This is a genomic window from Chryseobacterium sp. MP_3.2 (assembly GCF_035984805.1).
GTDB lineage: Bacteria > Bacteroidota > Bacteroidia > Flavobacteriales > Weeksellaceae > Kaistella.
This window is the reverse complement of record NZ_JAXCHW010000009.1, coordinates 21,698-46,111: the sequence shown is the minus strand read 5'-3', so window position 1 is coordinate 46,111 and position 24,414 is coordinate 21,698. Positions and strand designations below refer to the sequence as shown.

Below are 24,414 nucleotides of genomic sequence, written 5' to 3'. Positions count from 1 at the left end.
CACAGGAAAATTATAGTATAACTTCCTTTGGAACTTCGAATTTTTCTCCAGAGATTTTCGTCACAAACATGGCCGCGACCGTATCGCCGGTTGCATTAAGCACGGTTGCCAAAGGATCCACCAGAGTTCCTATAATCATCACAGCAGGTATGGCTTCTTGTGGCAATTGGTAAACAGAAATCATCAGCATTTCTCCAATATATCCGCCGTTGGGAATACCGCCCGCCACAATACTCACAAAAACAGTAATTCCGATGGCTAAAAGTAAATTCATAGGATCAAAAAAATCCTTGCCGATAATCAAAAATGCGACATAAATTTTAACAATAGAAGACATGGAAGATCCATTCTTGTGCAGCGTACTTCCAATAGGAATTACCAAATTTGCGATGGCATTAGGGACGCCAATTTTTGCCGCTGCTTGTAAATTTGCAGGCATTGTGGCGAAACTACTGCAGGTGGAAATTGCGGTTAAACTTGGGTAAATGTTGCTTTTCCAAAACTGGCGAACTCCGATTTTACCTTTGGCTACAAAGGCATAAATCGTAAAGAAAACAAAGAAGTAGACAATTCCTGAAGTGTAATATAAACCAAGGGGTTTCGCATAAAATCCAAAAAGTTGCGGTCCAACTGTTGCAACTTGATACGCGAAATACGCTCCTAAACCGATGGGTGCAATTTTCATCACGATCAAAAGTAATTCTTTCATCACTTCATAACCAGAAGCTAAAAAAGAACGAAAAACTTCTCCCGCTTCCCCTGCTTTTCTGACCGCAGTTCCGGTGAGAAACGCAAAAATTAAAAGGGCAAGCATATTTTGACGAGAAAATAATTCTGAAAATTCTCCGACTGTAAAAAATTGAACAATTTTATCTCCCCACGGTTCATCTGTCGCGCTTTCAATGGTTTCTTGGGAAGTAGACGGTAAAGCTTCGGTTGGGAAAAAATAGACCGCGGCTATGGTAAATAGGGCAGCAACAATAATGAAAAGCAAAAAGGTGAAAATCATAGAGAAAATAATCTTCCCGAATTTTCCAGCTTTCTCTACACTTGCGATGGAATTAGCCACCGCAAAATAAATTAGCGGTACTACACTTACAAATAAAAGATTTAAAAAAATGTCTCCCAAAGGTTTCAGGAATGGAACCACATCAGGAAAAAAAATGCCCACCAAACTTCCCAGAATGATTCCTCCTAAAAGTAAAATAATGCCCGAATAGTTTTTTAAAACTTCCATAATCCCAATAAATTTGATCAAAGATAAATGTAAATTTTAAAAAGGCAGAATAAAATAGTTTCGATTAAAATCAGGTCGTCCATTCATCATTAATCACCGCAACTAAATAAATTTTGCCTTCAATTTCCTCATAAACGAAACGCAGGATTTTCCAATCCATTTCTGCGTACTGTTCACTGCCTGGTATGTAATTGTCGGTGAAATGATTTTGAGGATAGACTTCTTTTAGATTATTTAGGGAATTACCAGACTTTAGAACAGAGTCAAAAGCGTATTCACTCTTACTAAAATCTTTTTTGAACACCCATTGTTCTATATAATTCTGAATGGGAAGCTGCAGCAAATCGCCTGTTCCGTCCTTTGTTCCCCACGTAAATTTTGTGGAAGTTGAGCTGTATTGTAAAAATTCAGCTTTCGTAAAATGCTTGTTTCTTTCTGGGTTGAGGTAAGCGTACATCGAAAAAGCAATTCCTTTATCGGGATGAATATATTCTGCAAACTTCTGGAAATTTTTATTTTTTAATAGTAAAAGTAACTCCTCGTTGAGGGCGCGAAAAATGTCTTCGGTTTTAGCTTCGGGCGAAATCTTTTCTACCAAAGGTTTTTCTTCCGGCAGATTTTTTATTTCGTTCATTTTCGAAGTCTTTTCTTCGGTGGACTTTTGATTGCAACCTAGGAGAAATGATACTAAGAAAATCAATGTCAGCTTTTTCATCAGGTGAATTTACAAACAAATTGAAAATTAGCAGGGATGCAAAGTGTAATTCTAAAGCCTTAAAAACCTTTTGCTACGAAAAACAAATAGTAAATTTTTAAAGACCAGGCATTTTGATTTTTTGTAAATTTGAAAAAAGCATCGCATTATGGCCTACATGGATTATTACAAGATTTTAGGAATTAGTAAATCTGCAAGTTCGGAGGAAATAAAAAAAGCCTACCGAAAACTCGCGAGAAAATATCATCCCGATGTTAATCCGGGTGATAAAGAAGCAGAGAGAAAATTTAAAGAACTGAACGAGGCGAATGAAGTTCTCAGCCACGCAGAGAATCGTAAAAAGTATGATCAATACGGTGAGAATTGGAAACATGGGGAGCAATATGCACAAGCGGAACAACAACAACAAAGACAGTATCAAAGCCAGGGAGGCGGCGGTTACTCCGGCGCAGATTTTGGCGAAGGTGAAGATTTTTCAGATTTTTTTCAGAATATGTTTGGAGGAAATAATGGAGGTGGTTTCGGTCGCAGTTCCCGCGGAAGTGCGTCGGGAAAATTTAAAGGGCAAGATGTTTCTGCAGAATTAAATTTAAATCTAAAGGATGTAGCGGTAACTCATCAACAAACTTTTGACATCAATGGAAAAAAAGTGCGGATAACCATTCCTGCTGGAGTAGAAGATGGCCAGAAAATTAAATTAAGCGGTTACGGAAATCCCGGTGTTAATGGTGGTCCGGCTGGAGATTTAATCATCACCTTTAATATAAAGGAAGATTCTCATTTTAAAAGAAGAGGGAATAATTTAAGTTCCGAAGTAGAAATAGATTTGTACACGGCGATTTTAGGAGGTGAAGTCAAAATTCCCACATTGAGCGGCGATGTGAACTTAAAAGTAAAACCAGAAACACAGAGCGGAACAAAAGTTCGATTAAAAGGAAAAGGATTCCCCGTCTATAAAAAAGAGGGAGAATTTGGAGATTTAGTAGTCACCTATAAAGTGAACATTCCGAAAAATCTATCGGAGAAGCAAAAGGAATTATTTGAACAAATTAAAAATTTACAAAAATGAGCAATCGAATATCACGCGAAAAACTCGTAGAAATCTATGGGATTGAGATCAATTTTTTTAATGCGCTGCAAGATTCAGGCTTAGTAAAAACGGAGAGTGAAAATCAAATTACGTATTTACTTTTCGAAGAACTTCCAGCTTTTGAAAAATTCACGAATTGGCATTATGATTTGGAAGTTAATTTAGCGGGTTTAGAAGTTTTGAACCATCTTTTGCAAAAAATTGACGACTTGCAGGCGGAAAACAGGAGGTTAAACCGCACTGTTAATTTGGAAAGTTTTTAAGTAAAATATAGAAATACAATGCCTAGAATAGTACCTGCTTCTGCAGCGCACAAAAATAGCAGAAGCGTTTTATGAATAATTTATTGATTTTAGTCTATTTGTGAGATTTTATAAGGTATAAATGGATTAAAATTATTAGTTTTGACATGTTTAACAAATTTATTTTATTATGAAGAAATTTTTACTATCGTGCTTTTTAGCACTAGGAATTAGTTCAAGTGCTCAGTATACTTACACTGGGGATTTTGAAAATCCAGGATATAATACCACAATTTACAAGCAATTTGGTGGCGGTAGTCAAACCGCAGGTGCAGCTTGTCAAGGTGGTTTTGGTGGCCAGCTTTTAACCACAGCATCTTTATCACAAACTGGTTTTATGATTGACTTAAGTACAATTGGTCAGACTAGTAACGGTCAGAGAGTTGATTTTAGAGTGAGTTATAAAAAAGCAGCCGGTGTAGCAGGAACACTTTATCCGGCTTACTTTGTTTTTAATTCAGCTACTAACCAGTGGTCTATTAATTATGTAGGAACACCTGTAACACTTACAACCGCTGAACTTACAACCTGCAGCACTTTAATTGCTGCTGTACCAACGGGCGCTATTCAGCCAGGTGCAATTGTAGGTATCGGAGCTTGGTTTGTTCGATCAGGCACTGCAAATGCAGGAATTTTCTTAGATGATATCTTGATTACCCAAGATAACACGGTAACTACAGCTCCGGCATGCACTACTATTACTGCTCCCGTAGCTGGATCTACAATTAGTGCAGGTACTGGTAAAATAACTTGGGATGCTGTGCCAACTGCAGTTAACTATAAAGTTAAAGTAGGTACAACTCCAGGGGGATCAGAATTGTTCGCTGGAACAGTGGCTGGAACAAGTTTAAATGTAAGTTTAGCGAAATCTACATTATATTACGCTTCGGTAGTGCCATCTAATGCAATCGGTGATGCTCAATCATGTGGAGAAATTTCATTTACCACTAATACTACAATTGCTTACTGTGGTGGTATTACAGCTAGTTCTACAGTGTATCCGTTGTCGTCAGTAACTTTAAATGGTGTTACTAATACTTCCTCGGCGGCTACAGGTGCACCTGCTTATGAAGATTTTACTTCTACTGTATTTAATGTTGTAACTGGTACAAGTTATAATTTAACTGCGATCGGAACGGGATTAGGAACAAATGTTTTTGCCATGGCTGCATTTATTGACTGGAATGAAGATGGTGACTTTAATGATGCCAATGAGAAATATTTCCAAAATGCACCTTTCGTTTCAGGTTCAGGTAATCCAATTAACTTATCAGGATCTATCGCTGTTCCAAGTGGAGTAACACCAGGGACTAAAAGAATGAGAGTAAAGTATAATTTCCAAGGTGGAGGTGCAGTTTTACAACCAACATTAACAGATCCTTGTGCAAATATGACTAATGGACAAACTGAGGATTACTCAGTATCTGTTACAGTAGCAAGTGTAGCACCGGTGTGTACTACATTTACAGCGCCTACAAACTTATCTACAAATTTCCCAGCAAACGGATTGATGACTTGGGCTCCAGCAGCAACTGCAACTGGATATAAATTATTCGTAGGTACTACTCCAAATGGAACAGATATTTTAAATGGTGTTACCGTAAATGGTACATCTTATCAAGTTTCTTTAACAGCAGGTACAATGTATTACGCGAAAGTAGTTCCTTTCAACACAATCGGAGAGGCACAATCTTGTACAGAGATTAGTTTCACAGCTGCTGCAGCGGTTTATTGTACAGCAGGTGCTACAAGTACTTCTTTTGAAAAAATCAGCAATGTTACTTTAGGTACTGTTATTAACAATCCATCTACATCTACAGCAGGATATGAAGACTTTACAGCTCTATCTGCAGCACCTGTTAATAGAAACAGCTCTTATGGAGTAGCAGTAACCATTAGTGGTTTTGATAGTGATGAGACTTATGTATGGATTGATTACAACCAAGATGGGAACTTTGATGATGCTACAGAAAAAGTAACGCTTGCTCCTGCAGCAACATCAACTGGGACCATTACAATTCCTAACACCGCAAAATTAGGAAACACCAGAATGAGAGTAAGATTGAACTATCCTCTAATTGGCGGTAATAATACAGCTTGCGGAACTTCTACCTATGGTCAAGTTGAAGATTATACTTTAGAAATCAAAGAAACATTGGCTACGGCTGCAGTTACTAAATCTACAGTAGCTGTTTACCCTAATCCATTCCAAGATGTATTAAATATTTCTGATGTAAAAGGAGTTAAATCAATTTCTATTAGTGATATGTCTGGAAGACAAGTTAAAGTAATGGCACCTAGTGCAACTTTACAGGTTTCTGATTTGAAAACTGGATTATACATTGTTAATCTTAACATGGAAGACGGTTCAGTTCGTTCAATTAAAGCGATCAAAAAGTAATATTTTAAACAAAATTGCTACTTTATAAAGTCCGCCTCAGCAATGAGGCGGATTTTTTTTGGATTCAACATAAAATAAATTTGATTTTATTAATGGGGTAAAATGTAATGGTAATAGGCTTTAAAATGAACTCCATACGGGTGATCGAAAATTATTTTTAAAATAAATGTAAATATTTACTACTTTGTATTGCATAATACTAAAATAATAACATATCTTTGCATAGTAAGATTGAGAGAGACCTCTGTTTTACTTTTAAAAAAATTAAAAATTTAATAATAATGAACACAGAAAACACCAAAGCGCAAATGCGAAAAGGCATTCTGGAATTCTGTATTTTAAGTTTGATCCATCAGCGAGAAATGTATGTTTCTGATTTGATTGATGAACTGAAAAAAGGAAAACTAGATGTAGTGGAGGGAACTCTTTATCCGCTCCTCACAAGATTGAAAAATAGTGAATTTCTCTCCTACAGATGGGAGGAATCTACTGGAGGACCACCCAGAAAATATTACCAGATCACGGAGAAAGGAAAATTATTTCTTACAGAACTATCCTCCACTTGGCAAGAATTAACCAATTCTGTTAATCAAATTACTAAAAACACCACCGAGAAGGAAGCCCCAGGAAACTCCCTCGATTTAAATTCTTAAAACTATGAACAAGACACTCTCAATAGGACTCGCCGGTTTCTCTTTCATTATCGAGGAGCATGCGTACATTAAACTCAGCGATTATCTTGCAGCCCTGCGAAATTCTTTAGATGTTACAGAAGCAGATGAAGTAATGCATGATATCGAGATCAGAATGGTAGAAATTTTTAATGAAACGTTGAACAAACGTGAAGTTATTAATGATACAGACGTAGAAAAAGTAATTTCTCAAATCGGTCAGCCAGAGCAGATTGAAGAACAAGAACAAGCTTACTACTCAGAATCTTCCGCGAATGCGAAAAGAAACACTGCAAGCTATGCAACCTTTAACAAACAACTCTTCCGCGATCCAGAAAAACAAAAAATTGCTGGGGTTTGTGCAGGTTTAGCACAGTACATTGGAATGGATGTTACCGCAATGCGTGCAATTTGGTTAGGAATTGCCATATTAGGGATTTTTACCGCTGCAATTTCAACTACTTTAATTGGAATTATCTACGTAATTCTCTGGATTGTTCTACCTAAAGCAGAAACGGCAACCGATTTTTTAAAAATGCAGGGAAAGCCCATGAACTTTGATAACCTAAAAAGTGAATCCAATAAATTAGTTCAGTTTGCGAATGAATCTACCCAAAGAGTTGGAGAAATGTATACGGAGAACAAACCGTACATTAACAATGCCGGAAACGGAATCTGGAATGTAGTGAGATATGTTCTGGGTGGGATCTTTGCTATAATGGCCGTAAGCAGCATTATTGGAGTATTCGTATTGGTCGGAATGTTTGGTGTAGATTCTAACTTTCCAGGTGCGAATGAAATGAAATTCTATTTTGGTGACGATGGTTTATACAGAATTTTATCCGTAATTATTATCATCGGATCGTTAATTCCAGCCATTATATTTACCTTACTTAGTATTAAACTTTTTTCTCCTAAAACAAGATTGAGAAATATCGGATGGGTGATTGGTGCATTGTTTATTATTTTGATGGCCCTTGGAGCTTACTTTGGTTTAAGTATGGCAAAAAATCAAGCCTTCTTAAAAGGGAATAAAGAAGATACTCAAAATGTTGAAATCAGCACCACTTCTGATAGTTTATACATTGATATGAAGCAAGTTACGATTCCACAAAATTTCACGGCTTATGATGACGATATTTTTTCTGATAAGAAATTCGTGTATGAACAAGATTACCCCTCGATTGACGTCACTAGAAAATCAGATGTGATAACACCATACCTGATTATTAAAAAAGATGGAAAAGGTTATAATATTCCGGTTCAGTTAGAAGTTCCTGTAGAAATTCAGGGTAACAGAATCTTATTCCCTAATTTTATGAAATACCCATACGATCAGCGATTCCGTGATTACAATGTGAATTATGAGCTGGTCGTTCCCAAACAAACTAAGATTTTCAAAGTAAGAGACAACGTCTTGGACTTGGAAGACGATTCGGATAATAATTCTTTCGAAGATAATAACACGGGCTCAAATAATATTGTCATCGGTAAAAAAGGAATTAATATCAATGGTTCAAACATTCAGTATAATGAGAATGATAAAGACAGTGTGATCATCAACGGAAGAAAAGTTCCAAAGCAACAAGCAGATCGGATGATTGATTCAATAAAAGATGATTTTGACAATGTGAAAGGTGTAGACATCTCTATTAATAGCGGAAAGAAAGAGGTATCCATCAGAACCAACTAATGAGAGTGGATAAGCAAAAGCGAAACTTCTAGCTAAATCTTTCCTCAAGAGGATTTTGATCCCAGAAAACTTCGCTTTTCGCTTGTTCTCTTAAAATTTAAATAAAATTTAACAGCACAATCTTTTGTATCAACATTTAAATTACTAATTTCGTGCAGTTAATTATTTCATTAACACTAAAATTACTACAATATGGTACAGTTCGTATTTGAAATCGCGATTAAGATTGTAGATTTCGTTAGCAATTTGTTTTAGAAAAAATAATATCAATATATTTACAAAGTATAACCGCTGCATGTTGGTTATACTTTTTTGTTTAAATCCGAGTCTAAGTTTATATCTATGAAAAAATTATTTGCGAAGTTAATATTGAAATTAATTGGCTGGAAGGTTGTCCTTGAAGGTGATGTAGAAACCTTGAACCGCTGTATACTTGTGGTAGCACCTCACACGGCGAATGAAGAATATTTGCTCGGTAACTTAGCCTATTGGTCATTAGAAAAACCTTTGAAAGTCATTATCAAAGACGAACACACCAAAGCTTGGTATGGTTTTTTGGTGAAGGCTTTGGGGGGTGTTGGAATCGACCGTTCGCAGAAAAATGATTTGATAAAATTTGTAGTAGAACAGTTTGCAAAAGATGATTTCAGTTTGGTCATCACCCCAGAAGGAACGCGAAGTTGGGTGCCAAAATGGCGGAAAGGTTTCTATCATATGGCTCTCGCGGCAAAAGTTCCTATCGTAGTTTCCGCCGGGGATTTTCGCACCAAACAAATTCATTTAGGTTATAAAATTTCCGTTGAAGATTTGGAAACCCGAACCTATGAAGACATCATGAACGAAATGGAAGAGTATTACAAAAAAATTACGCCGAAATATCCAGAAAAATGGAATCCGAAAATTTTTTAAAATCCAAACATTACAGTATTCAAGAGTAAAAAAACGACAGGTATTTACTAACTCATCATTTTACAAGATCCAGAAAATTATGGAAAATAAGCAAGAAGTTTTAGACCGATTAAACAACTGGGGCGGCGAAAATTTGGGTAAAACTTTAGATATTATATTTACAGACGTTACCGAAGATAGCTTAACGGCAACCATGCCTGTAACGCCAAAAGTTCATCAACCTTATGGGATTATGCACGGCGGAGCAAGTTGTGTGCTTGCAGAAACTTTGGGCTCTTGTCTATCGGTTTTGCACGTGAATATTGAAAAATTTGCACCTGTTGGAACCAATATTAATTCCAATCATTTACGAAGCAAAAAATCAGGAATTGTCACGGGAATAGCCAGATTCATTCGAAAAGGGAATACCATGCACGTTTCCGAGATAGAAATTCGGGATGAAAAAGGACACCTGATCAATCACACCACCATGACCAACAATATTATTGCACGCCAATAAATTTATAGCGCGGAACTTATTACGAATCTCATGCTTTACTTTCGATTTCCCTTCTCCGAAACCATTTTAACTACCGATTTTTCTTCGGAAAACACCGCAGTATCTTTTGTACCTTTTGACAAAGAAACGCTGTTAAATTTCAAAGGAAAAACCACAGAAATTAGCAGGGAAGAATTTCTAGCAAAGCCCTTGACCAGCAGTCATATTGCAAATACACTCCTTGAATTTAGAGCAGAGACCGCAGATGATTACCAAAACAAAATTGCGGAAGTCATTCGATTTGTGAAAAAAAATGAACTTCCCAAATTAGTGATATCTCGTAAAAAAATATTGAAATATAATGGTTTAGAGGTGAATTTATCGGAATCTTTTTTAAACTTATGCAAAGCTTATGCAAATGCCTTTGTTTATGTTTTTCTTCAAGAGGGAAAATGTTGGATGGGCGCTTTTTCCGAGGTTTTAGGAAAATTTGATAAGCAAACCAATTCCTTCGAAACAATGAGTCTTGCGGGGACACTTCCTACAAATGAGCAATGGACCAGCAAGGAACTAGAAGAGCAAAAAACCGTAACCAATTTTGTTGCCGGAATTCTGGAAAAACCTGCAGAACGTATTAAAATCTCCGAAACTAAAGATCATATTTCTGGAAATATTAAACATTTAAGAACTGATTTTAAGGTACAGATTAAAGCAGAAAATTTAGATGAATTAATTTCTCAACTGCATCCAACTCCAGCTGTATGTGGCATACCCAAAGAATTTTGCAAAAATGCAATCGCAAATTTTGAGGATTATAATCGCAAATTTTATGCAGGTTACATCAAAGTAGAAAGCGAAAATCTGGTTCAATATTTTGTAAATTTACGCTGTGCAGAATTTTTAAATAATGCGGCCTTTCTTTATGTTGGTGGCGGAATTACCGCGAATAGTGAGCCTAAAAAGGAGTGGGCAGAAACGGAGTTAAAAGCGGAGGCTGTTTTAAATAATATTTTTTTTCAGGAAAAAATTTCTGCATCTAAATAGTAACGGTGCTCAGGGGATTTGAATTGCGAAAAAGTTCGTCTCGTTGATTAATAGGCAAAGAAATCTTTCTTCATTCATTATCCCCATGATTTGTTCTTAGAATTTTATGAAAAATAGAAAATGAAATTATTTTATATCCTCCTCGGAGCCGAACCCAAAAACAGAAATATTGAGCAGCACGATGTTTTTTTTGGGATTGCAGAAAATTTGAAAGATTTAGTTCCAGCCATGAAAAATTTCTGGCCAGAAGCCAACGGTAAAATTCACATCGACTGTTATCAAGAAGTGAAATTTGTTGATGGTTATGAATTAAAAATTGTAGAAAAAAACGGTGATGAAAAAGAAAATCATATTTATTTCATTAATCTTGGCGGTTATAAACCCGGCATTTTTGAAGAGTTCCATGCCAAATATTTAATGGTAGAATCTACCATGGCGCAAGTAATTAAGCGCGTAAAGAAAACAGAATTTTACAAAACCTTCGGTTTCAAAGCTGCCCCAAGTCATATTGATGATAAATTTGGAGTAGACATTGATGACATCTACAAAGTCAGCGATATTTTGCCCGCAGAAATGAAAGAAAAATATGCAATCATCTTGGAGAAATCAGAAGAAATCAATCAGGAGAATTTCACCTATATTGGCTATTTAAAAATCAGTAAATTAAAATAAGAAGATGAAAATTGGAATTTTAGGAGGCGGTCAATTAGGTCGCATGTTAATTCAAGAGGCTTTAAAATATGATGATGAAATCTATGTTCTTGATCCCAGTTCTTCCTGTTCTTGTGCCGGAATCTCCATTTTTACAGTCGGTGATTTTAATGATAAAGCAGATGTTTTCAATTTTGGAAAAGACAAAGACGTCGTTTCCATTGAGATTGAGCATGTAAGTGTAGAAGGTTTGGAAGCATTGGAAAATCACGGCGTAAAAGTGATTCCATCTGCCAAAATCATCAAAATTATTCAACAGAAAATACTCCAGAAAGAATTTTATCAGCATCATGATATTCCAAGTCCTGATTTTCAAACAATACAATCCCTGAATGACGAAATCATACTGAAATTTCCTTTTGTTCAAAAACTAAACACAGGCGGTTATGATGGTAAAGGAGTTCAAGTCATTATGTCTGAAACTGATCTTGCCAAAATGTGGGATGCGCCCTCAGTTTTAGAAAATTTGGTTGATATTGAGAAAGAATTGTCCTTAATCATTGCAAGAAATGAAAAGGGAGAAATTAAAAGTTTTCCTGTGACAGAAATGGTTGCAGACCCTAAATTGAACTTGTTGGATTTCAACATTTGTCCTACCGATATTTCTTCAGAAGTTCAGAATCAAATAGATCAAATTGCAGAAAAATTTATGGACGCAGCGGATAGTGAAGGTTTATTTGCGATCGAATTATTTTTGGATAAAAAGGGCAAAGTTTGGGTTAACGAAACCGCACCTAGATTGCATAATTCTGGACATCAAACGCAAGAAGGAAATGCGAATTCCCAATTTGAACAATTTTACCGCGTCTTGAAAAATCTTCCTTTGGCAGATTCTTCTCCTAATGGTTTTTCGGGAATGTTAAATTTGGTTGGAGAAAATAATCACACGGGAAAAGTAAAATACGAAGGAATAGAAGAAGTGCTGAAACTTCCAAATGCCTATGTTCACTTGTACGGAAAAGGCGAAACCAAACCCGGTAGAAAAATGGGTCACATCAATGTTTTAGCAAATTCTCGGGAAGAATTATTGAAGCAGCTGGTTCAAATTAAATCCATGACAAAAGTAGTTTCAGAGTAAATGTTTTCTTCTAGCGTAAATCAAATGAATCAATTTTTACTTCTATTTTTCTTCGGAATTTCCAGTTTGAGTTTTGGGCAAATCAGTGATTCGGCCACCCTTATTTCTGAAGTTCAGATTGACGCCTACAAAAAACCAACATCTTTCATTGGCTCCACAAAATCGGTAGGTGTAATTTCTCAAAATCTTTTGAATACCAATACGGCAGAACGTTTATTGGAATCCATTAATCAAAATCCTGGCAGCAGAGTAGAAGAAAGATCACCCGGAAGTTATCGTATTGCCGTGCGTGGAAGTTCCTTGCGGTCGCCTTTTGGTGTGAGAAATGTGAAGGTTTATTTAGATGAATTTATTTTGTCCGACGCCTCGGGAAACACTTATTTCAACGTGCTTTCTCCAGGATTAATTAACAGAATGGAAATTTTTAAAGGCCCTGAAAGTGGGGATTTCGGTGCCGTAACTGGCGGAACATTGTTACTCAAAACGAGAGCAACTGAGAATTTATCATCCAATATTTCCCTTGGCAGTTATGGAACTTTTAATCAGAGTTTTGATTTTTCGAAAAATAGCGGAAAACATTTCTTCCAGATCTTTCAAAACTATTACCAATCAGATTCTTATCGCGAACAATCGGCGGTTCAGCGGAAACAACTTTTCCTGAAAGATCATTTTCAATATGCTGAAAATGCGAATTTAAAAGCAATGGTTTTGGTCTCCGATTTATCCTATGAAACTCCAGGCGGACTCACTTTAGAACAAATGGAAAGCGATAGAAAACAAGCGCGACTTGCAACTAGAACTTTACCCGGAGCTCTCGAACAAGATGCGGGAATTAGAAATAAAATGATTCTAGGTGGCCTCAGTCACGAGTTTAAAATTGCGTCTGGACTTACTCATTTTATTTTGATTCAAGGATCGTATGTGGATTTTGAAAATCCTTTTATCACCAATTTCGAAAATCGTTTTGAGACCAATTATGCCTTAAGAACGCATCTAAATTATGAGAAAAATTGGGCCACAACGGCTGCAGAATGGAGATTTGGATATGAAGGTGGAAAAAGTAATATCCTTCTTAAAAATTACGACAACAATAAAGGTTTTAAAGATGAACCGCAGAATTTTGATGAGCTGAAAAATACTTCAGGTTTCTTTTTTCTCTCCCAAAAATTAAATTTAGATAAAAGGTTGTTCACGGATATCTCTGTGAGTTTAAATTCTAATTCTTATGATTGGAAGAGAATTTCTCCAGCAGGGGAAACCGGAAATGTACAATTTAAAGATCAGATTTTACCCAATTTTGGAGTCACTTATCTTTTAGGTCGAGGCTTTTCTCTACGGGCAAAAGTTGGAAAGGGAAATTCTGCCCCAAACAATGAAGAAATTCGCTCTTCTACGCAGGAATTTAATATGACTTTGATTCCCGAATATGGCTGGAATAAAGAAGTTGGACTGCGTAAACAATTTGGAAAGGTATTTTTTGCAGAAGCCAGTTATTTTGATTTTCGTTTGAAGGATGCTATTGTGAGAAGACAAAATGAGGGTGGTCAAGAGTTTTTTATCAATCAGGGGAATACCGTGCAAAAAGGTTTAGAAATTTTATTGGAATCCAAAAATTTTGATCTGCAAAATCATTTTTTTTCACGCTTAAAGTTTAGATTTTCTGGGAATTTTTACCAATTTAAATTTGGAAATTATACAAAAGGAGATTCAGATTTTTCTGGAAATGATTTAACGGGTGTTCCAGCAACAAGTTTAAGCAGCTTAATAAATTTTACTTTTTTCAAAAATTTTGGCGTTGATTATTCCCATTTTTACACCTCAAAACTGCCATTGAATGATGGGAATACAGTTTTTTCTGAAGCCAGTTTTATTGGTAATCTTCAATTTCGATATCCCGTTCAAATAGAAAAATCGACAATAGATTTTGTGCTGCAAATTCAAAATGTCTACAACTCAGAGTATGTTTTGGGATTTGATATTAATGCCTTTGGAAATCGCTTTTACAATCCTGCCGCAAAACGAACCTTCAATTTTGGTGTAAATGTTAAATTTTAGGAAATTGATTTTCAGCTTCTTTTAAACATTCCAGGTTTATAATTGGTGATAAATACACCACAAATAATAAGTACAGTCGCGATGATGAAAGGAAGAGAAATCTCTTCGTCCAAAATGAGCCATCCCAAAAAAATGGCAATAATCGTGTTCACGTAGGAGAGAACAGAAATTTGCGTTGGTGTAATTTTTTTCAAAGCGAAATGAAAGGCAAAGAAAGTAATCACGGAACCGAATACAGCCAAATACAGCGTCGCTAAAATACTTGTTGAACTCCAGGTGGAAACATTAATTTCGTCCGTAAACATAAAACCAAAAATGATCTGAATCACGCCTGCAAAAGCGAACTGATAAAAAAGATTCAGAGAAATATTTTGGGGAATATGATTGATTTTCTTCGTGTAAATGGTTCCAAACGCCCATCCGCAAATGGCAAAAAACATAAAGATTACGCCCATGCGATATTCTGGATTCAGTAAATCTTGCAATCCATCTTTAAAAATAAACAAGATACCAGAAAAACCAAGCAGAACACCAATTAACCCGCGAATGGTAAATTTTTGCAGACTGAAAAAGATGCTTAGGATAAATACGGCAAGTGGAGAAGTAGCACTGATTAAAGATGCCAAACTGCTCGTTAAATGTTTTTCTGCCACGGTCGTCATTCCATTGGCCACGATGAGCATGAGGGAGGCCAAAACAATTTGATTTCCAAAATTTTTCCAGCCAATCCATTGAAGATTTTTAGAAAAAATAAGAATAATTAATAAAATGATTGCAGCTAAAAACTGACGCAATCCCGCCACAAACCAAGGTGGAATAGTTTCTACCGCAATTCGGATTCCCAGAAAAGTGGTTCCCCAAACAATGGCGATCGTGATGAGTGCGAAAACTAATTTAGGATCTTTGAACATTAAAATCGGAAGGATATTTTAATCAAAACGGTACTAAATAACTTGACTTTTAGAATAGCGCAAAGGTAGATTTTACTTCCTGATTTCCGCCTGAAAAATGGGAATTATTTTTAATGAAATCCCAATTAATTTAGTCAATCACTCCATCAATATTTCGTAATTTCGAGCGCAAATTCTGACTTAAAAAGAATTACAAATTAAAATGGGCGTAGAAATAGAGAAGAAGTTTTTAGTACATAAAAACGAGTGGGAGAAACTAGAAAGACCCGAAGGTGAATTTTTTCGACAAGGCTATTTGCTCACCGATCCCAATAAAACAATTCGGGTGCGGCAAACTTCTGCTAAAGGATTTATTACCATCAAGGGGAAATCTGTGGGCGCTACTCGGGTAGAATTTGAATATGAAATTCCCTGGGCAGAAGCTGCAGAATTATTGGATCAGTTTTCTGATTCTGAACTTTCCAAAGTAAGATATACTATCAATTTTGATGGTAATATATGGGAAATTGATGAGTTTTTAGGGGAAAACAAAGGTTTGACGGTTGCGGAAATTGAACTGAAAAGTGAAGAAGAGGAATTTTCCCTTCCACCTTGGATCGCCAAGGAAGTAACCGGTGAAGAAAAATATTACAACTCGAATTTGACACAGTTGCCATTTAAAATGTGGAAGTAATCTCACTGAACTTTTCAAATTCAAAAAAAGCAGGAAAGTAAATACCGTACTTTTGCATCATCATGAATCAAACTCAAATTATCATTATTGGCGCTGGTCCCGCAGGATTAATGGCTGCTCAGGAATTTGCATCCAGAGGTAATGAGGTTCATGTCTTTGAGCAAAATAAAGCCGCTGCAAGAAAATTTTTAGTCGCCGGAAATGGGGGTTTTAATTTGACCCACAGTGAAGCATTAGAAGACTTCATTCATAAATATGAATCGAAGGAAATCCAAGAGATTGTACGGGGATTTGATAATCAAAAGGTCATTCAATGGCTTGCAGATTTGGGAATTACAACTTATGTCGGAAGTTCCGGAAAAATTTTCCCCACGAAAAACTTCAAACCCATTCAGGTTTTAAAAGCCTGGTTAGATCAATTGGAGGATTTGGGAGTTATTTTTCATTTTGAGCATAATTTTTTAGATTTCGATGATTCTAAAGTTTACCTAAAAAATAAGGAAGGTGAATTGTCTCTGAAGTACGCCAAATTAATTCTGGCAATGGGAGGTGGTTCCTGGAAAAAAACAGGTTCCGATGCGAAATGGGTAGAAACTTTAGCCGCGAAAAATATTGAAATTACGCCGCTTCAATCTGCAAATTCTGGTTACAATACGGAGGAGAAATTTCACCAGCTTCAAGGTCAATATTTAAAAAACATTCAACTTTCTTTTGGGGAATACTCTAAAATTGGAGAGATTGTTTTTACGAAGTATGGAATAGAAGGAAGCCCTGTTTATTACTTGAATCGATTTACGCGGATACATGAATTCCCTCAAAAACTGCATATAGATCTGAAACCAAATCTTTCAGAAACTCAAATATTAGAAGCATTGAGCGGGCCAGACAAAATTTCGAAGGTTTTAAAAAGCAAACTGAAACTTTCTACCACTGCAATCAATATCTTGAAAACCTTGGACAAAGAAAGTTATTTGGACGTTCAGAATTTATCTAAGATGATAAAGAATTTCCCCATAGATGTGCTCAGTTTTCGACCCCTTGATGAGGTAATTTCTACCTCCGGAGGAGTGGCTTTTTCTACTATGAATTCCAATTTAGAATTACAAAATTTCAAGAATGTCTATTGTGTAGGAGAAATGATTGATTGGGAAGCGCCGACGGGCGGATATCTGTTGCAGGCGTGTTTCAGCACGGGATTTTTTGTTGGAAATACGATTTCAAGTTCTTAAAAATTCTTCCTCAATTTTCTATTAAAATTTTACCGGCTCGCTCAGCTCCATCGGCGATAGAAATTCAAACTCCTGTTTATTCCCGTAGATTTTGCAGATGATGCGGATTTTTTAAACCGCAATTTATTTTCTTACCTTTCATCCTTAAAATCTAAAGAAAAAATGGTCGGAATTATAATGGGCAGTCAAAGCGATTTGGCAATCATGCAGCAAGCAGCAGATTTTTTGAAATCTCAAGAAATTCCCTACGAATTAACGGTAATTTCAGCACACCGAACTCCAGAAAGAATGTTCGAATATGCCAAATCCGCAAAGTCAAGAGGCTTAAAAGTGATAATTGCCGGCGCCGGCGGAGCCGCACATCTTCCCGGAATGGTGGCAAGCTGTACCACTTTACCTGTGATTGGAGTACCCATTTTATCCTCTAATTCCATTGGTGGTTGGGATTCAATTTTGTCTATTTTACAAATGCCTTCTGGAATTCCCGTGGCAACGGTGGCCTTAAATGGTGCGATGAACGCCGGGATTTTAGCGGCGAAAATTTTAGGAACTGCAGATGAGGAGATTTCTGAAAAATTAAATCACTATCAAGATTCTTTAAAAAATAAAGTTTTGGGTACGGTAAAAGAAATTTCAAAAAGTCATCCTAATAATTTTGACAACTAAAGTTTGATTATACAAAATAAAAAAGACTTCCAGAAGAAGTCTTTTTTCAATTATTGTAATCACTTAAAATTTTTAGGAAAGTACTTTTTCCAAAACATGTACTTGTTCCATACACCATTTCATTTTTTCGTACGTACGTTTAATATCATGATCTAAACCGACTGACATTCTAATTAAACCGGGAGAAAGTCCCATGGTTTTTTGCTCAGCTTCCGGAATTTCTGAGGAAGTAGACGACCCAGAGGCAGAAAATAAAGTTTTGTAGAATCCAAGACTCACCGCCAAATAGCCGAGGTTTTCTTTCTGCATCAATTCCATCAATTCATTCGCTTTTTCTACGGTTTTTACATCCAAAGTCAACAAGCCTCCGAATCCATATTCTTCACTCATCATGCTATTAAAAAGTTCATGTTGGTGGTGACTTTTCAAGCCAGGATATTTTACGATGAGGCCATCACTTTCAAATTGTTGCGCCAGATAGAGTGCATTTTCACTGTGTTTCTTCATGCGTAAGTGAAGCGTTCTGAGATTTTTTAAAATACTTGCCGCACGTAAACTGTCTAAAGTTGGTCCGAGTAACATACACGCGCCAGAATTCACGTCTTTTAAATCATTGATAAATTGAGAACTTGCGCAAACAACGCCTGCAACTGCATCGCTGCTTCCATTAATAAATTTGGTTAAACTGTGGATGGTAATATCTGCACCCAATATTTGGGGAGAAATGGAAAGGGGCGAAAACGTATTATCGACGATTAATTTCACACCGTGTTTTTTCGCAATTTTTGCTAAACTTTTTAAATCAGCTATTTCTAAAAGTGGATTGCTTACCGTTTCGCAGAAGATTACTTTTGTATTTTCGGTGATGGCCTTTTCAACTATTTCCAAATCCGTAATGTCGACGAAGGAAGTTTTGACTTGAAAATCCGGCAAAAAGTTTTTCATAAAGGCATAAGTTCCACCATAAATTGTTCGGCTGGAAACAATATGATCGCCACTTTTACAGAGCTGAAGAAGGGTAGACGTGATGGCGCCCATCCCAGAAGCGGTCACATTTGCGCTTTCTGTACCTTCCATTTGCGCCAAAGCTTCGCTGAGATAAAGATTGCTCGGTGTAGAATGTCTGGAATAAAGGTAACAACCTTCTGTGTTTCCCTCGAAAGTGTCAAACATAGTTTTTGCGGAGAGAAAAGTGTAGGTTGAACTGTCAGAAATAGAAGGATTTACTCCACCAAATTCCCCAAAATATTGCAAATCCTGAATATTATTTGCGGCATCAAATTGTTTCATAAGTTTTGTTTTATATTTTGTCTAATATCTTTTATTTCAAAATTAAAAACAATGGATGCGGAAATTTTTAGATAATAAATCTAAGAATAATTGGAAATTTAGATTTTAATTTTATATTTGAAAATTAATCTTTAGTAAAACCGAAAATAATTCTACCAATGCTTGATTCAAAAGATAAAAAACTCCTGATTTTGCTGCAAAATGACGCAAAGAAAACCACAAAGCAACTCGCTTCAGAACTGGATTTATCGGTGACTGCAGTTTTTGAACGGATCAAAAAATTGGAGAAGCAGCAGATCATCAAAGGATATGTTGCACTCTTAAACCCAGAAAAAATTCAGAAAGATTTTATTGTGCTTTGTCACGTGAAATTGGTTCAACATAAAAAGGAATATATTTCTCAGTTTGAAAATGAAATTACGCAGTTTCCGGAGATTTTAGAGTGTTTTCATGTTTCTGGCGATTCGGATTATATTTTAAAAATCTGCGTAAAAGACATTCAGGAATATCGGGAATTTATGGTAAGTAAATTGACCAATCTGCAACATATTGCAAGTACCCAAAGTTCTTTTATGATCAAAGAAGTCAAGAATTCTACAGTTATTGAACCGTGAAATAAAAGCCGATAAATGATGATTGATCGTTTATTTTCGAAAACTTTACACCAAAAAAACGAAGCTGAAAAAATCAACTTCGTCTTTTATTTCAAGTAGAAATCTACTTTTTATTTTACTAAAAATCTTACTGATTCCGTTTCGGTTTGAAGAATATAATTTCCTTTTGGTAAAGCGTTTTTCAAATCGTTTGTACCATTTTTCAACTCGATTTTTTCTAGAAGTTTCCCTGACATTTCATAGATCTTCCCTTCAGAATTTTTATTTAATCCTTTGATGAAGATTTGATTTTTTCCGAAGACGGCTTCTATTTTTTTTTTAGAAATATCTGTAGTCGCCAATTGCGTCGTTTGAAAAAGCCATTGGTATGCTGCGCTGAACTCACCTTTCCAGTAATTTTCATTGTGTTGTCCGTAAGAATCAATTTTGACCAAGGTATTGCTTGCGGTTAAACCTTTGGTTTGTAAATTATTTTTCACCGTCTGGATATCATTCACAAGTGTTGCACTTTCACCTGAACCCGCCACGAAATAAATTCGCATTGCCGATAAATCCGCAGTGCTTGTGGTAATGTAATTGTTAAATTGCGAATTCACAATCCAATAAGCCGGACTGAAAGAACCTATTTTCGAAAAAGTTCCGCTGTATTTTACGCCTCCATAATTAGAAATTAAAGCGCCCAAGGAGCTTCCAATGAGTGCGTTATATTCTTTAGCTGGCTTTGTGCGGTAATTGGCATCTACATAAGGTTTCAAAGTTTCTGCAACAAATTGCATGTACAAATCTCCTTCACCACCGCCGTATTGCGCATTGTTCCAGGGTGTATATTCATTAATTCTAGTGCTTCCTCCATTATCAATACCGATAACAATTGCGCCGTAATCTCCGTTTGCGAAAAGCGCATTCAAAGTTTCATCCACTTGCCATTCTCCGGAGAAAGAAGTACGGTTATCAAAAAGGTTTTGACCATCTTGCATATAAATTACGGGGTAGGTTTTGGTGCTTGTTTCATAATCTGGAGGTAAATAAATCCAGATTTTTCGGGTTCTGTTCAATTGCGGAATCGAAAAATTTTCGCTGAGAATTTTCACATTTGAAGCTGCTGTACTTGGATTTCCAGCACCTTGATCTTCCCAAGATTGCACCGTTAAATTCAGCGTTTGTGGCGATCTGGTAAATGTTGCGGTTCGGTTGGGGAGATAACCTCCAGTTGCATTTCCTTCGGCAGTGGGCCAACTTCCACGTGTGAATTTGTATTCCAAAATGCCGCTACCTTCTGGAATGGTATAGCTGTAATTTCCTAATCCATCCGCAACCATTACGGTACTTGAAGGATTCCATCCATTGAAATTTCCTGCAACATTAATCGTAGATCCAGCGGGAGTATTGGTGGGAATAGCGGTGATCTTAACTGTAATTTGCGCCGAGAATGGCATCGCTGCAAACAGTAAAAAGAAGAGTAATTTTTTCATATTTTTTCTGTAAAAAGTAATTTTTATTTTTTGAAGAAATCCATTAAATCCATGTAGTTTTTTTGATTCACACCGTGACCACTCATGTACTCTCGGAAACTGAAGTAACAACTCAAATCGTATAATAATTCTGCAGCTTTTCTGCCCCATTCCAAAGGAATCACTGCGTCATCTGTACCATGAGAAACAAAGAAACGCAAACGTTCCAATTTCTTTTTCTCTTTCACAATATTTTCCAGGAGTTTATCTTCCGTATAACAACTCATGCAGGCAATTTTCGAAAACAATTCGGGATTATTCAGCGCCAAAGCATAGGCTAAAATACCACCTTGAGAAAATCCAGCAAGATGCGTTTCATTTTCCGTGAGTCCGTAATTATTGGTGATGGTTAAGATGCTTTCTAAAATGGCAGCCAAAGATTCCTGCGCTTGTGGCACATCAATGCGATTTTCTACATTCATCAGATCAATATCATACCAAGAATAACCCCCATATTCAGTAGTCCTTGGTGCCCGGAAACTTACAATAATCCAATCTTCTGGCAAGGTGGGAACAAAAGAGAAAAGATCCTCTTCATTACTGCCATAACCGTGGAGGAGAATTAAAAGCTGCGTTTCTGGGGTAATATTTGCGGGTTCGCGCACGAGGTATTTTAAATCCATGCGGCAAATATATTCTATTTTTTTAGGAGCTACAAAAAGTGGAGCACTGCCGAAAAACTGACCGGCTGTCCGCACTCGCTTCCCGAAAATTCCGGGAGAGCTCAAACAATTGCTTCCATCCGGGCTAGAACAAAAGGGAGCGTGTCTTTCACAGGATCTATAATTTGGGCCTCATATTAACCTTGATTATGATGAAAACAAAAAAGACATGATAGTTGATGAAAGTGGAATTTAAAATTAGACATAAAAAAAACCGTCTCGCCAAATAATGACGAGACGGTTGATTATTTTTAGTGTTCCCTTTTCACGGTGGCAACAGGATTCAACTTAATGAGTTTCATCTTGTCTAGCAAGAGCATAATTTGATAGGTAACATCCATTTCATGCCACCTTACGCCGCCGAAGTTGGCTCTTCCCCCATGTTTGTGGTGATTGTTATGATAAGCTTCACCCATCATTAACCAGTCAAACTTTAATAAGTTTTTGGAAGTATCAGATACTTTGAAGTTGGTATAACCATAAATATGGGCAAACCAGTTAATAATTACGCCGTGAATTGGCGCCATCATGTAAGCAACCGGAAGCAAAAGCCACTGCCACCAAGCGGTCGCGAAGAAGTAGAAAAATGCGGTGTACGCAATTGCCCAACCTAATCGAGAACCCCAAGAACTGGCGAACTTATCAAAACCTTCCCATTGTGGAACGTTTTTCGTGAATTTTTCCTCGATGATTGCTTTCTGACTGTTGATGTCTGCATAAATTTTCTTCGTGCGCCACATCATCGTAAACAAATTATCATCATATTTCGGGGAGTGTGGATCTTTTTCTGTATCCGCAAAAGCGTGGTGCATTCTGTGCATTACTCCGTAACCATAGGCAGAAAGGTAATTAGAACCCTGCGTGATCCAAGTTAAAACGAAACATAATTTTTCTCCGAATTTGGACATTTTAAAACTTTGATGCGCCGCGTAACGGTGCAAAAAGAAGGTCTGAAAAAATAGGCCAGAGTACCAAAGGACGATGATGAATATAACGATTGTCATTGTAATAATTGTTTAGTGCAAAGATATACGATTTAGGTGCAGAACTGGATTGTTTAAGAAATTTTAACGCTGAATTACATAGGGATTTCTCCTTGCTACTAAGGGGTTTTGCAAAATTTTATTAGATGGCTTTCACGATAAAATAATTTTTCTTTCCTTTTTGTAGCAATAAAAATTGTCCGTCTATTAAATCGTGTTCAGAAACTTCAAAAGTATCAGTTACTTTTTCCTTGTTGATAGAAATGGAATTTCCAGTTAATTCTCTTTTTGCTTCTCCTTTCGATTTTAAAAATCCAGATTTTTCCGAAATTAAATCCACGATATTAGAACCCACCACTTCGAATTTTAAAATTTCCTTTTGTGGAACGCCTTCAAAAACTTCCAAGAAAGTAGCTTCGTCCAAATTCACCAGATCTTCCGCTGTGGAGCGTCCGAATAAAATTTCTGAGGCTTTCACCGCTTTTTCAAATTCTTCTTGATTATGAACCCAAACCGTCACTTCTTCAGCGAGTTTTTTCTGTAATTTCCTTTCGTGTGGTGCCGTTTGATGGTCGGCAATTAGAGTTTCTATTTCCTCCTTGCTTAAAAAAGTATAGAACTTAATAAATCGTTCTGCATCTGCATCTGTAGCATTTACCCAAAATTGGAAGAATTTGTACGGTGAAGTTCTTTTCGCATCCAGCCAGTAATTTTCCCCTGCTTCCGATTTTCCAAATTTAGAACCATCGGATTTTGTAATTAGGGGAACCGTTAAAGCAAAAGCTTCACCCTGAACTTTTCGGCGGATCAATTCTGTTCCGGTCGTAATATTTCCCCATTGATCAGAACCACCCATTTGCAAGCGGACGTTTTTTTCCTTGTATAAATGCAAAAAATCATAACCTTGCAACAATTGGTAAGAAAATTCGGTAAAACTCATTCCTTCTGCGCCACCTTCACCCGTTAATCTTTTCTTTACAGAATCCTTTGCCATCATATAATTCACGGTGATGTTTTTCCCAACTTCGCGAATAAATTCAAGAAAAGAAAAATTCTTCATCCAGTCATAATTGTTCACCAATTCTGCACTGTTGGCTTCCGTGCCCTCAAATTTTAGATATTGTGAAAGTTGAGCTTTCAAACAAGAAACATAATGATTCAGCGTTTCTTCATCCAAAGCATTTCGTTCGCTGGATTTCCCCGAGGGATCGCCAATCATTCCAGTAGCACCACCAACCAATGCGATAGGTTTATGACCGTGTTGCTGAAAATGCGCCAATATTTTGATCTGAACCAAACTTCCGATATGAAGAGAATCTGCGGTAGGATCAAAGCCGATATACGCCGTGGTCACTTCTTTATTCAGTTGTTCTTCCGTTCCCGGCATCATGTCGGCAAATAAGCCACGCCATTTTAGTTCTTCAATAAAAGGATTCATTTTCTTGCAATTTTTCAGGTGCAAAGGTAAGGATTTTGAGCCTAATTTCCGAG

Annotated in this window: 23 protein-coding genes; 15 read left to right on the top strand and 8 right to left on the bottom strand. The window is 36.6% G+C overall.

The window, feature by feature from the left end; all coding sequences use genetic code 11:
* Positions 1 to 10: 10 nt before the first annotated feature.
* Both RCH13_RS11085 and RCH13_RS11080 read right to left on the bottom strand, forming a co-directional pair.
* On the bottom strand, positions 11 to 1,237 hold the full coding sequence (locus tag RCH13_RS11085) for a dicarboxylate/amino acid:cation symporter (RefSeq protein ID WP_326987306.1): 1,227 nt from the start codon (positions 1,235 to 1,237) through the stop codon (positions 11 to 13).
* 70 nt (positions 1,238 to 1,307) lie between these two features.
* A complete protein-coding gene (locus RCH13_RS11080; RefSeq protein ID WP_326987305.1) occupies positions 1,308 to 1,871 on the bottom strand; it encodes a hypothetical protein in 564 nt (187 codons plus the stop codon).
* Positions 1,872 to 2,100: 229 nt separating this feature from the next.
* On the opposite strand from RCH13_RS11080, the gene RCH13_RS11075 reads away from it, so the two are divergent.
* The 11 genes from RCH13_RS11075 to RCH13_RS11025 all read left to right on the top strand — a co-directional run bounded on the left by RCH13_RS11075 (position 2,101) and on the right by RCH13_RS11025 (position 14,384).
* The gene (locus RCH13_RS11075) at positions 2,101 to 3,021 is read left to right on the top strand and encodes a DnaJ C-terminal domain-containing protein (RefSeq protein WP_326987304.1); all 921 of its coding nucleotides are present in this window, start codon (positions 2,101 to 2,103) and stop codon (positions 3,019 to 3,021) included.
* Positions 3,018 to 3,305 (top strand): chaperone modulator CbpM, encoded by a 288-nt coding sequence (locus tag RCH13_RS11070; RefSeq protein WP_326987303.1) that lies wholly within the window; start codon positions 3,018 to 3,020, stop codon positions 3,303 to 3,305. The genes RCH13_RS11075 and RCH13_RS11070 overlap by 4 nt, the downstream gene beginning before the upstream one ends.
* 169 nt (positions 3,306 to 3,474) lie before the next feature.
* On the top strand, positions 3,475 to 5,745 hold the full coding sequence (locus RCH13_RS11065; protein WP_326987302.1) for a GEVED domain-containing protein: 2,271 nt from the start codon (positions 3,475 to 3,477) through the stop codon (positions 5,743 to 5,745).
* Positions 5,746 to 6,026: 281 nt separating this feature from the next.
* Entirely contained in the window at positions 6,027 to 6,398 is a 372-nt protein-coding gene (locus tag RCH13_RS11060; RefSeq protein ID WP_326987301.1) for a PadR family transcriptional regulator, read from the top strand.
* Between the two features lie 4 nt (positions 6,399 to 6,402).
* A complete protein-coding gene (locus RCH13_RS11055; RefSeq protein WP_326987300.1) occupies positions 6,403 to 8,109 on the top strand; it encodes a PspC domain-containing protein in 1,707 nt (568 codons plus the stop codon).
* Between the two features lie 342 nt (positions 8,110 to 8,451).
* A complete protein-coding gene (locus RCH13_RS11050) occupies positions 8,452 to 9,018 on the top strand; it encodes a 1-acyl-sn-glycerol-3-phosphate acyltransferase (protein ID WP_326987299.1) in 567 nt (188 codons plus the stop codon).
* A 79-nt stretch (positions 9,019 to 9,097) separates the two neighbouring features.
* Positions 9,098 to 9,517, top strand: coding sequence for a PaaI family thioesterase (locus tag RCH13_RS11045; RefSeq protein ID WP_326987298.1), 420 nt, complete (start codon positions 9,098 to 9,100; stop codon positions 9,515 to 9,517).
* A 30-nt stretch (positions 9,518 to 9,547) separates the two neighbouring features.
* Complete coding sequence (locus RCH13_RS11040; protein WP_326987297.1) at positions 9,548 to 10,540, top strand: chorismate-binding protein; 993 nt, start codon at positions 9,548 to 9,550, stop codon at positions 10,538 to 10,540.
* 120 nt (positions 10,541 to 10,660) lie between these two features.
* Entirely contained in the window at positions 10,661 to 11,212 is a 552-nt protein-coding gene (locus RCH13_RS11035) for a DUF1543 domain-containing protein (RefSeq protein ID WP_326987296.1), read from the top strand.
* A gap of 4 nt (positions 11,213 to 11,216) precedes the next feature.
* Entirely contained in the window at positions 11,217 to 12,329 is a 1,113-nt protein-coding gene (locus RCH13_RS11030) for a 5-(carboxyamino)imidazole ribonucleotide synthase (RefSeq protein ID WP_326987295.1), read from the top strand.
* 24 nt (positions 12,330 to 12,353) lie between these two features.
* The gene (locus RCH13_RS11025; protein ID WP_326987294.1) at positions 12,354 to 14,384 is read left to right on the top strand and encodes a TonB-dependent receptor; all 2,031 of its coding nucleotides are present in this window, start codon (positions 12,354 to 12,356) and stop codon (positions 14,382 to 14,384) included.
* Positions 14,385 to 14,395: 11 nt separating this feature from the next.
* Here the strand turns inward: RCH13_RS11025 and RCH13_RS11020 are convergent, their stop codons facing one another.
* Positions 14,396 to 15,295 (bottom strand): DMT family transporter, encoded by a 900-nt coding sequence (locus RCH13_RS11020; RefSeq protein WP_326987293.1) that lies wholly within the window; start codon positions 15,293 to 15,295, stop codon positions 14,396 to 14,398.
* Between the two features lie 202 nt (positions 15,296 to 15,497).
* On the opposite strand from RCH13_RS11020, the gene RCH13_RS11015 reads away from it, so the two are divergent.
* The 3 genes from RCH13_RS11015 to purE all read left to right on the top strand — a co-directional run bounded on the left by RCH13_RS11015 (position 15,498) and on the right by purE (position 17,863).
* A complete protein-coding gene (locus RCH13_RS11015) occupies positions 15,498 to 15,968 on the top strand; it encodes a CYTH domain-containing protein (protein ID WP_326987292.1) in 471 nt (156 codons plus the stop codon).
* A 62-nt stretch (positions 15,969 to 16,030) separates the two neighbouring features.
* Positions 16,031 to 17,197 (top strand): NAD(P)/FAD-dependent oxidoreductase, encoded by a 1,167-nt coding sequence (locus RCH13_RS11010; RefSeq protein WP_326987291.1) that lies wholly within the window; start codon positions 16,031 to 16,033, stop codon positions 17,195 to 17,197.
* Positions 17,198 to 17,359: 162 nt separating this feature from the next.
* Positions 17,360 to 17,863 carry a 5-(carboxyamino)imidazole ribonucleotide mutase gene (gene purE, locus RCH13_RS11005; RefSeq protein ID WP_326987290.1) on the top strand — a complete coding sequence of 168 codons (504 nt, stop codon included), beginning with the start codon at positions 17,360 to 17,362 and terminating at the stop codon, positions 17,861 to 17,863.
* 72 nt (positions 17,864 to 17,935) lie between these two features.
* Here the strand turns inward: purE and RCH13_RS11000 are convergent, their stop codons facing one another.
* Positions 17,936 to 19,153, bottom strand: coding sequence for an aminotransferase class I/II-fold pyridoxal phosphate-dependent enzyme (locus RCH13_RS11000; protein WP_326987289.1), 1,218 nt, complete (start codon positions 19,151 to 19,153; stop codon positions 17,936 to 17,938).
* Positions 19,154 to 19,311: 158 nt separating this feature from the next.
* On the opposite strand from RCH13_RS11000, the gene RCH13_RS10995 reads away from it, so the two are divergent.
* Positions 19,312 to 19,767: an Lrp/AsnC family transcriptional regulator gene (locus RCH13_RS10995; protein ID WP_326987288.1), complete on the top strand. Its 456-nt coding sequence runs from the start codon at positions 19,312 to 19,314 to the stop codon at positions 19,765 to 19,767.
* 110 nt (positions 19,768 to 19,877) lie between these two features.
* Here RCH13_RS10995 and RCH13_RS10990 read toward each other — a convergent pair whose 3' ends face one another.
* From RCH13_RS10990 to tyrS, 4 genes are all read right to left on the bottom strand, one after another.
* Positions 19,878 to 21,239, bottom strand: coding sequence for an alpha/beta hydrolase-fold protein (locus RCH13_RS10990; protein ID WP_326987287.1), 1,362 nt, complete (start codon positions 21,237 to 21,239; stop codon positions 19,878 to 19,880).
* A gap of 23 nt (positions 21,240 to 21,262) precedes the next feature.
* Complete coding sequence (locus tag RCH13_RS10985) at positions 21,263 to 21,901, bottom strand: alpha/beta hydrolase (protein ID WP_326987367.1); 639 nt, start codon at positions 21,899 to 21,901, stop codon at positions 21,263 to 21,265.
* A 290-nt stretch (positions 21,902 to 22,191) separates the two neighbouring features.
* Positions 22,192 to 22,944, bottom strand: a complete 753-nt coding sequence (locus RCH13_RS10980; protein WP_326987286.1) for an acyl-CoA desaturase — start codon at positions 22,942 to 22,944, stop codon at positions 22,192 to 22,194.
* Between the two features lie 121 nt (positions 22,945 to 23,065).
* Positions 23,066 to 24,361 (bottom strand): tyrosine--tRNA ligase, encoded by a 1,296-nt coding sequence (gene tyrS / locus RCH13_RS10975; RefSeq protein WP_326987285.1) that lies wholly within the window; start codon positions 24,359 to 24,361, stop codon positions 23,066 to 23,068.
* Positions 24,362 to 24,414 lie beyond the last annotated feature (53 nt).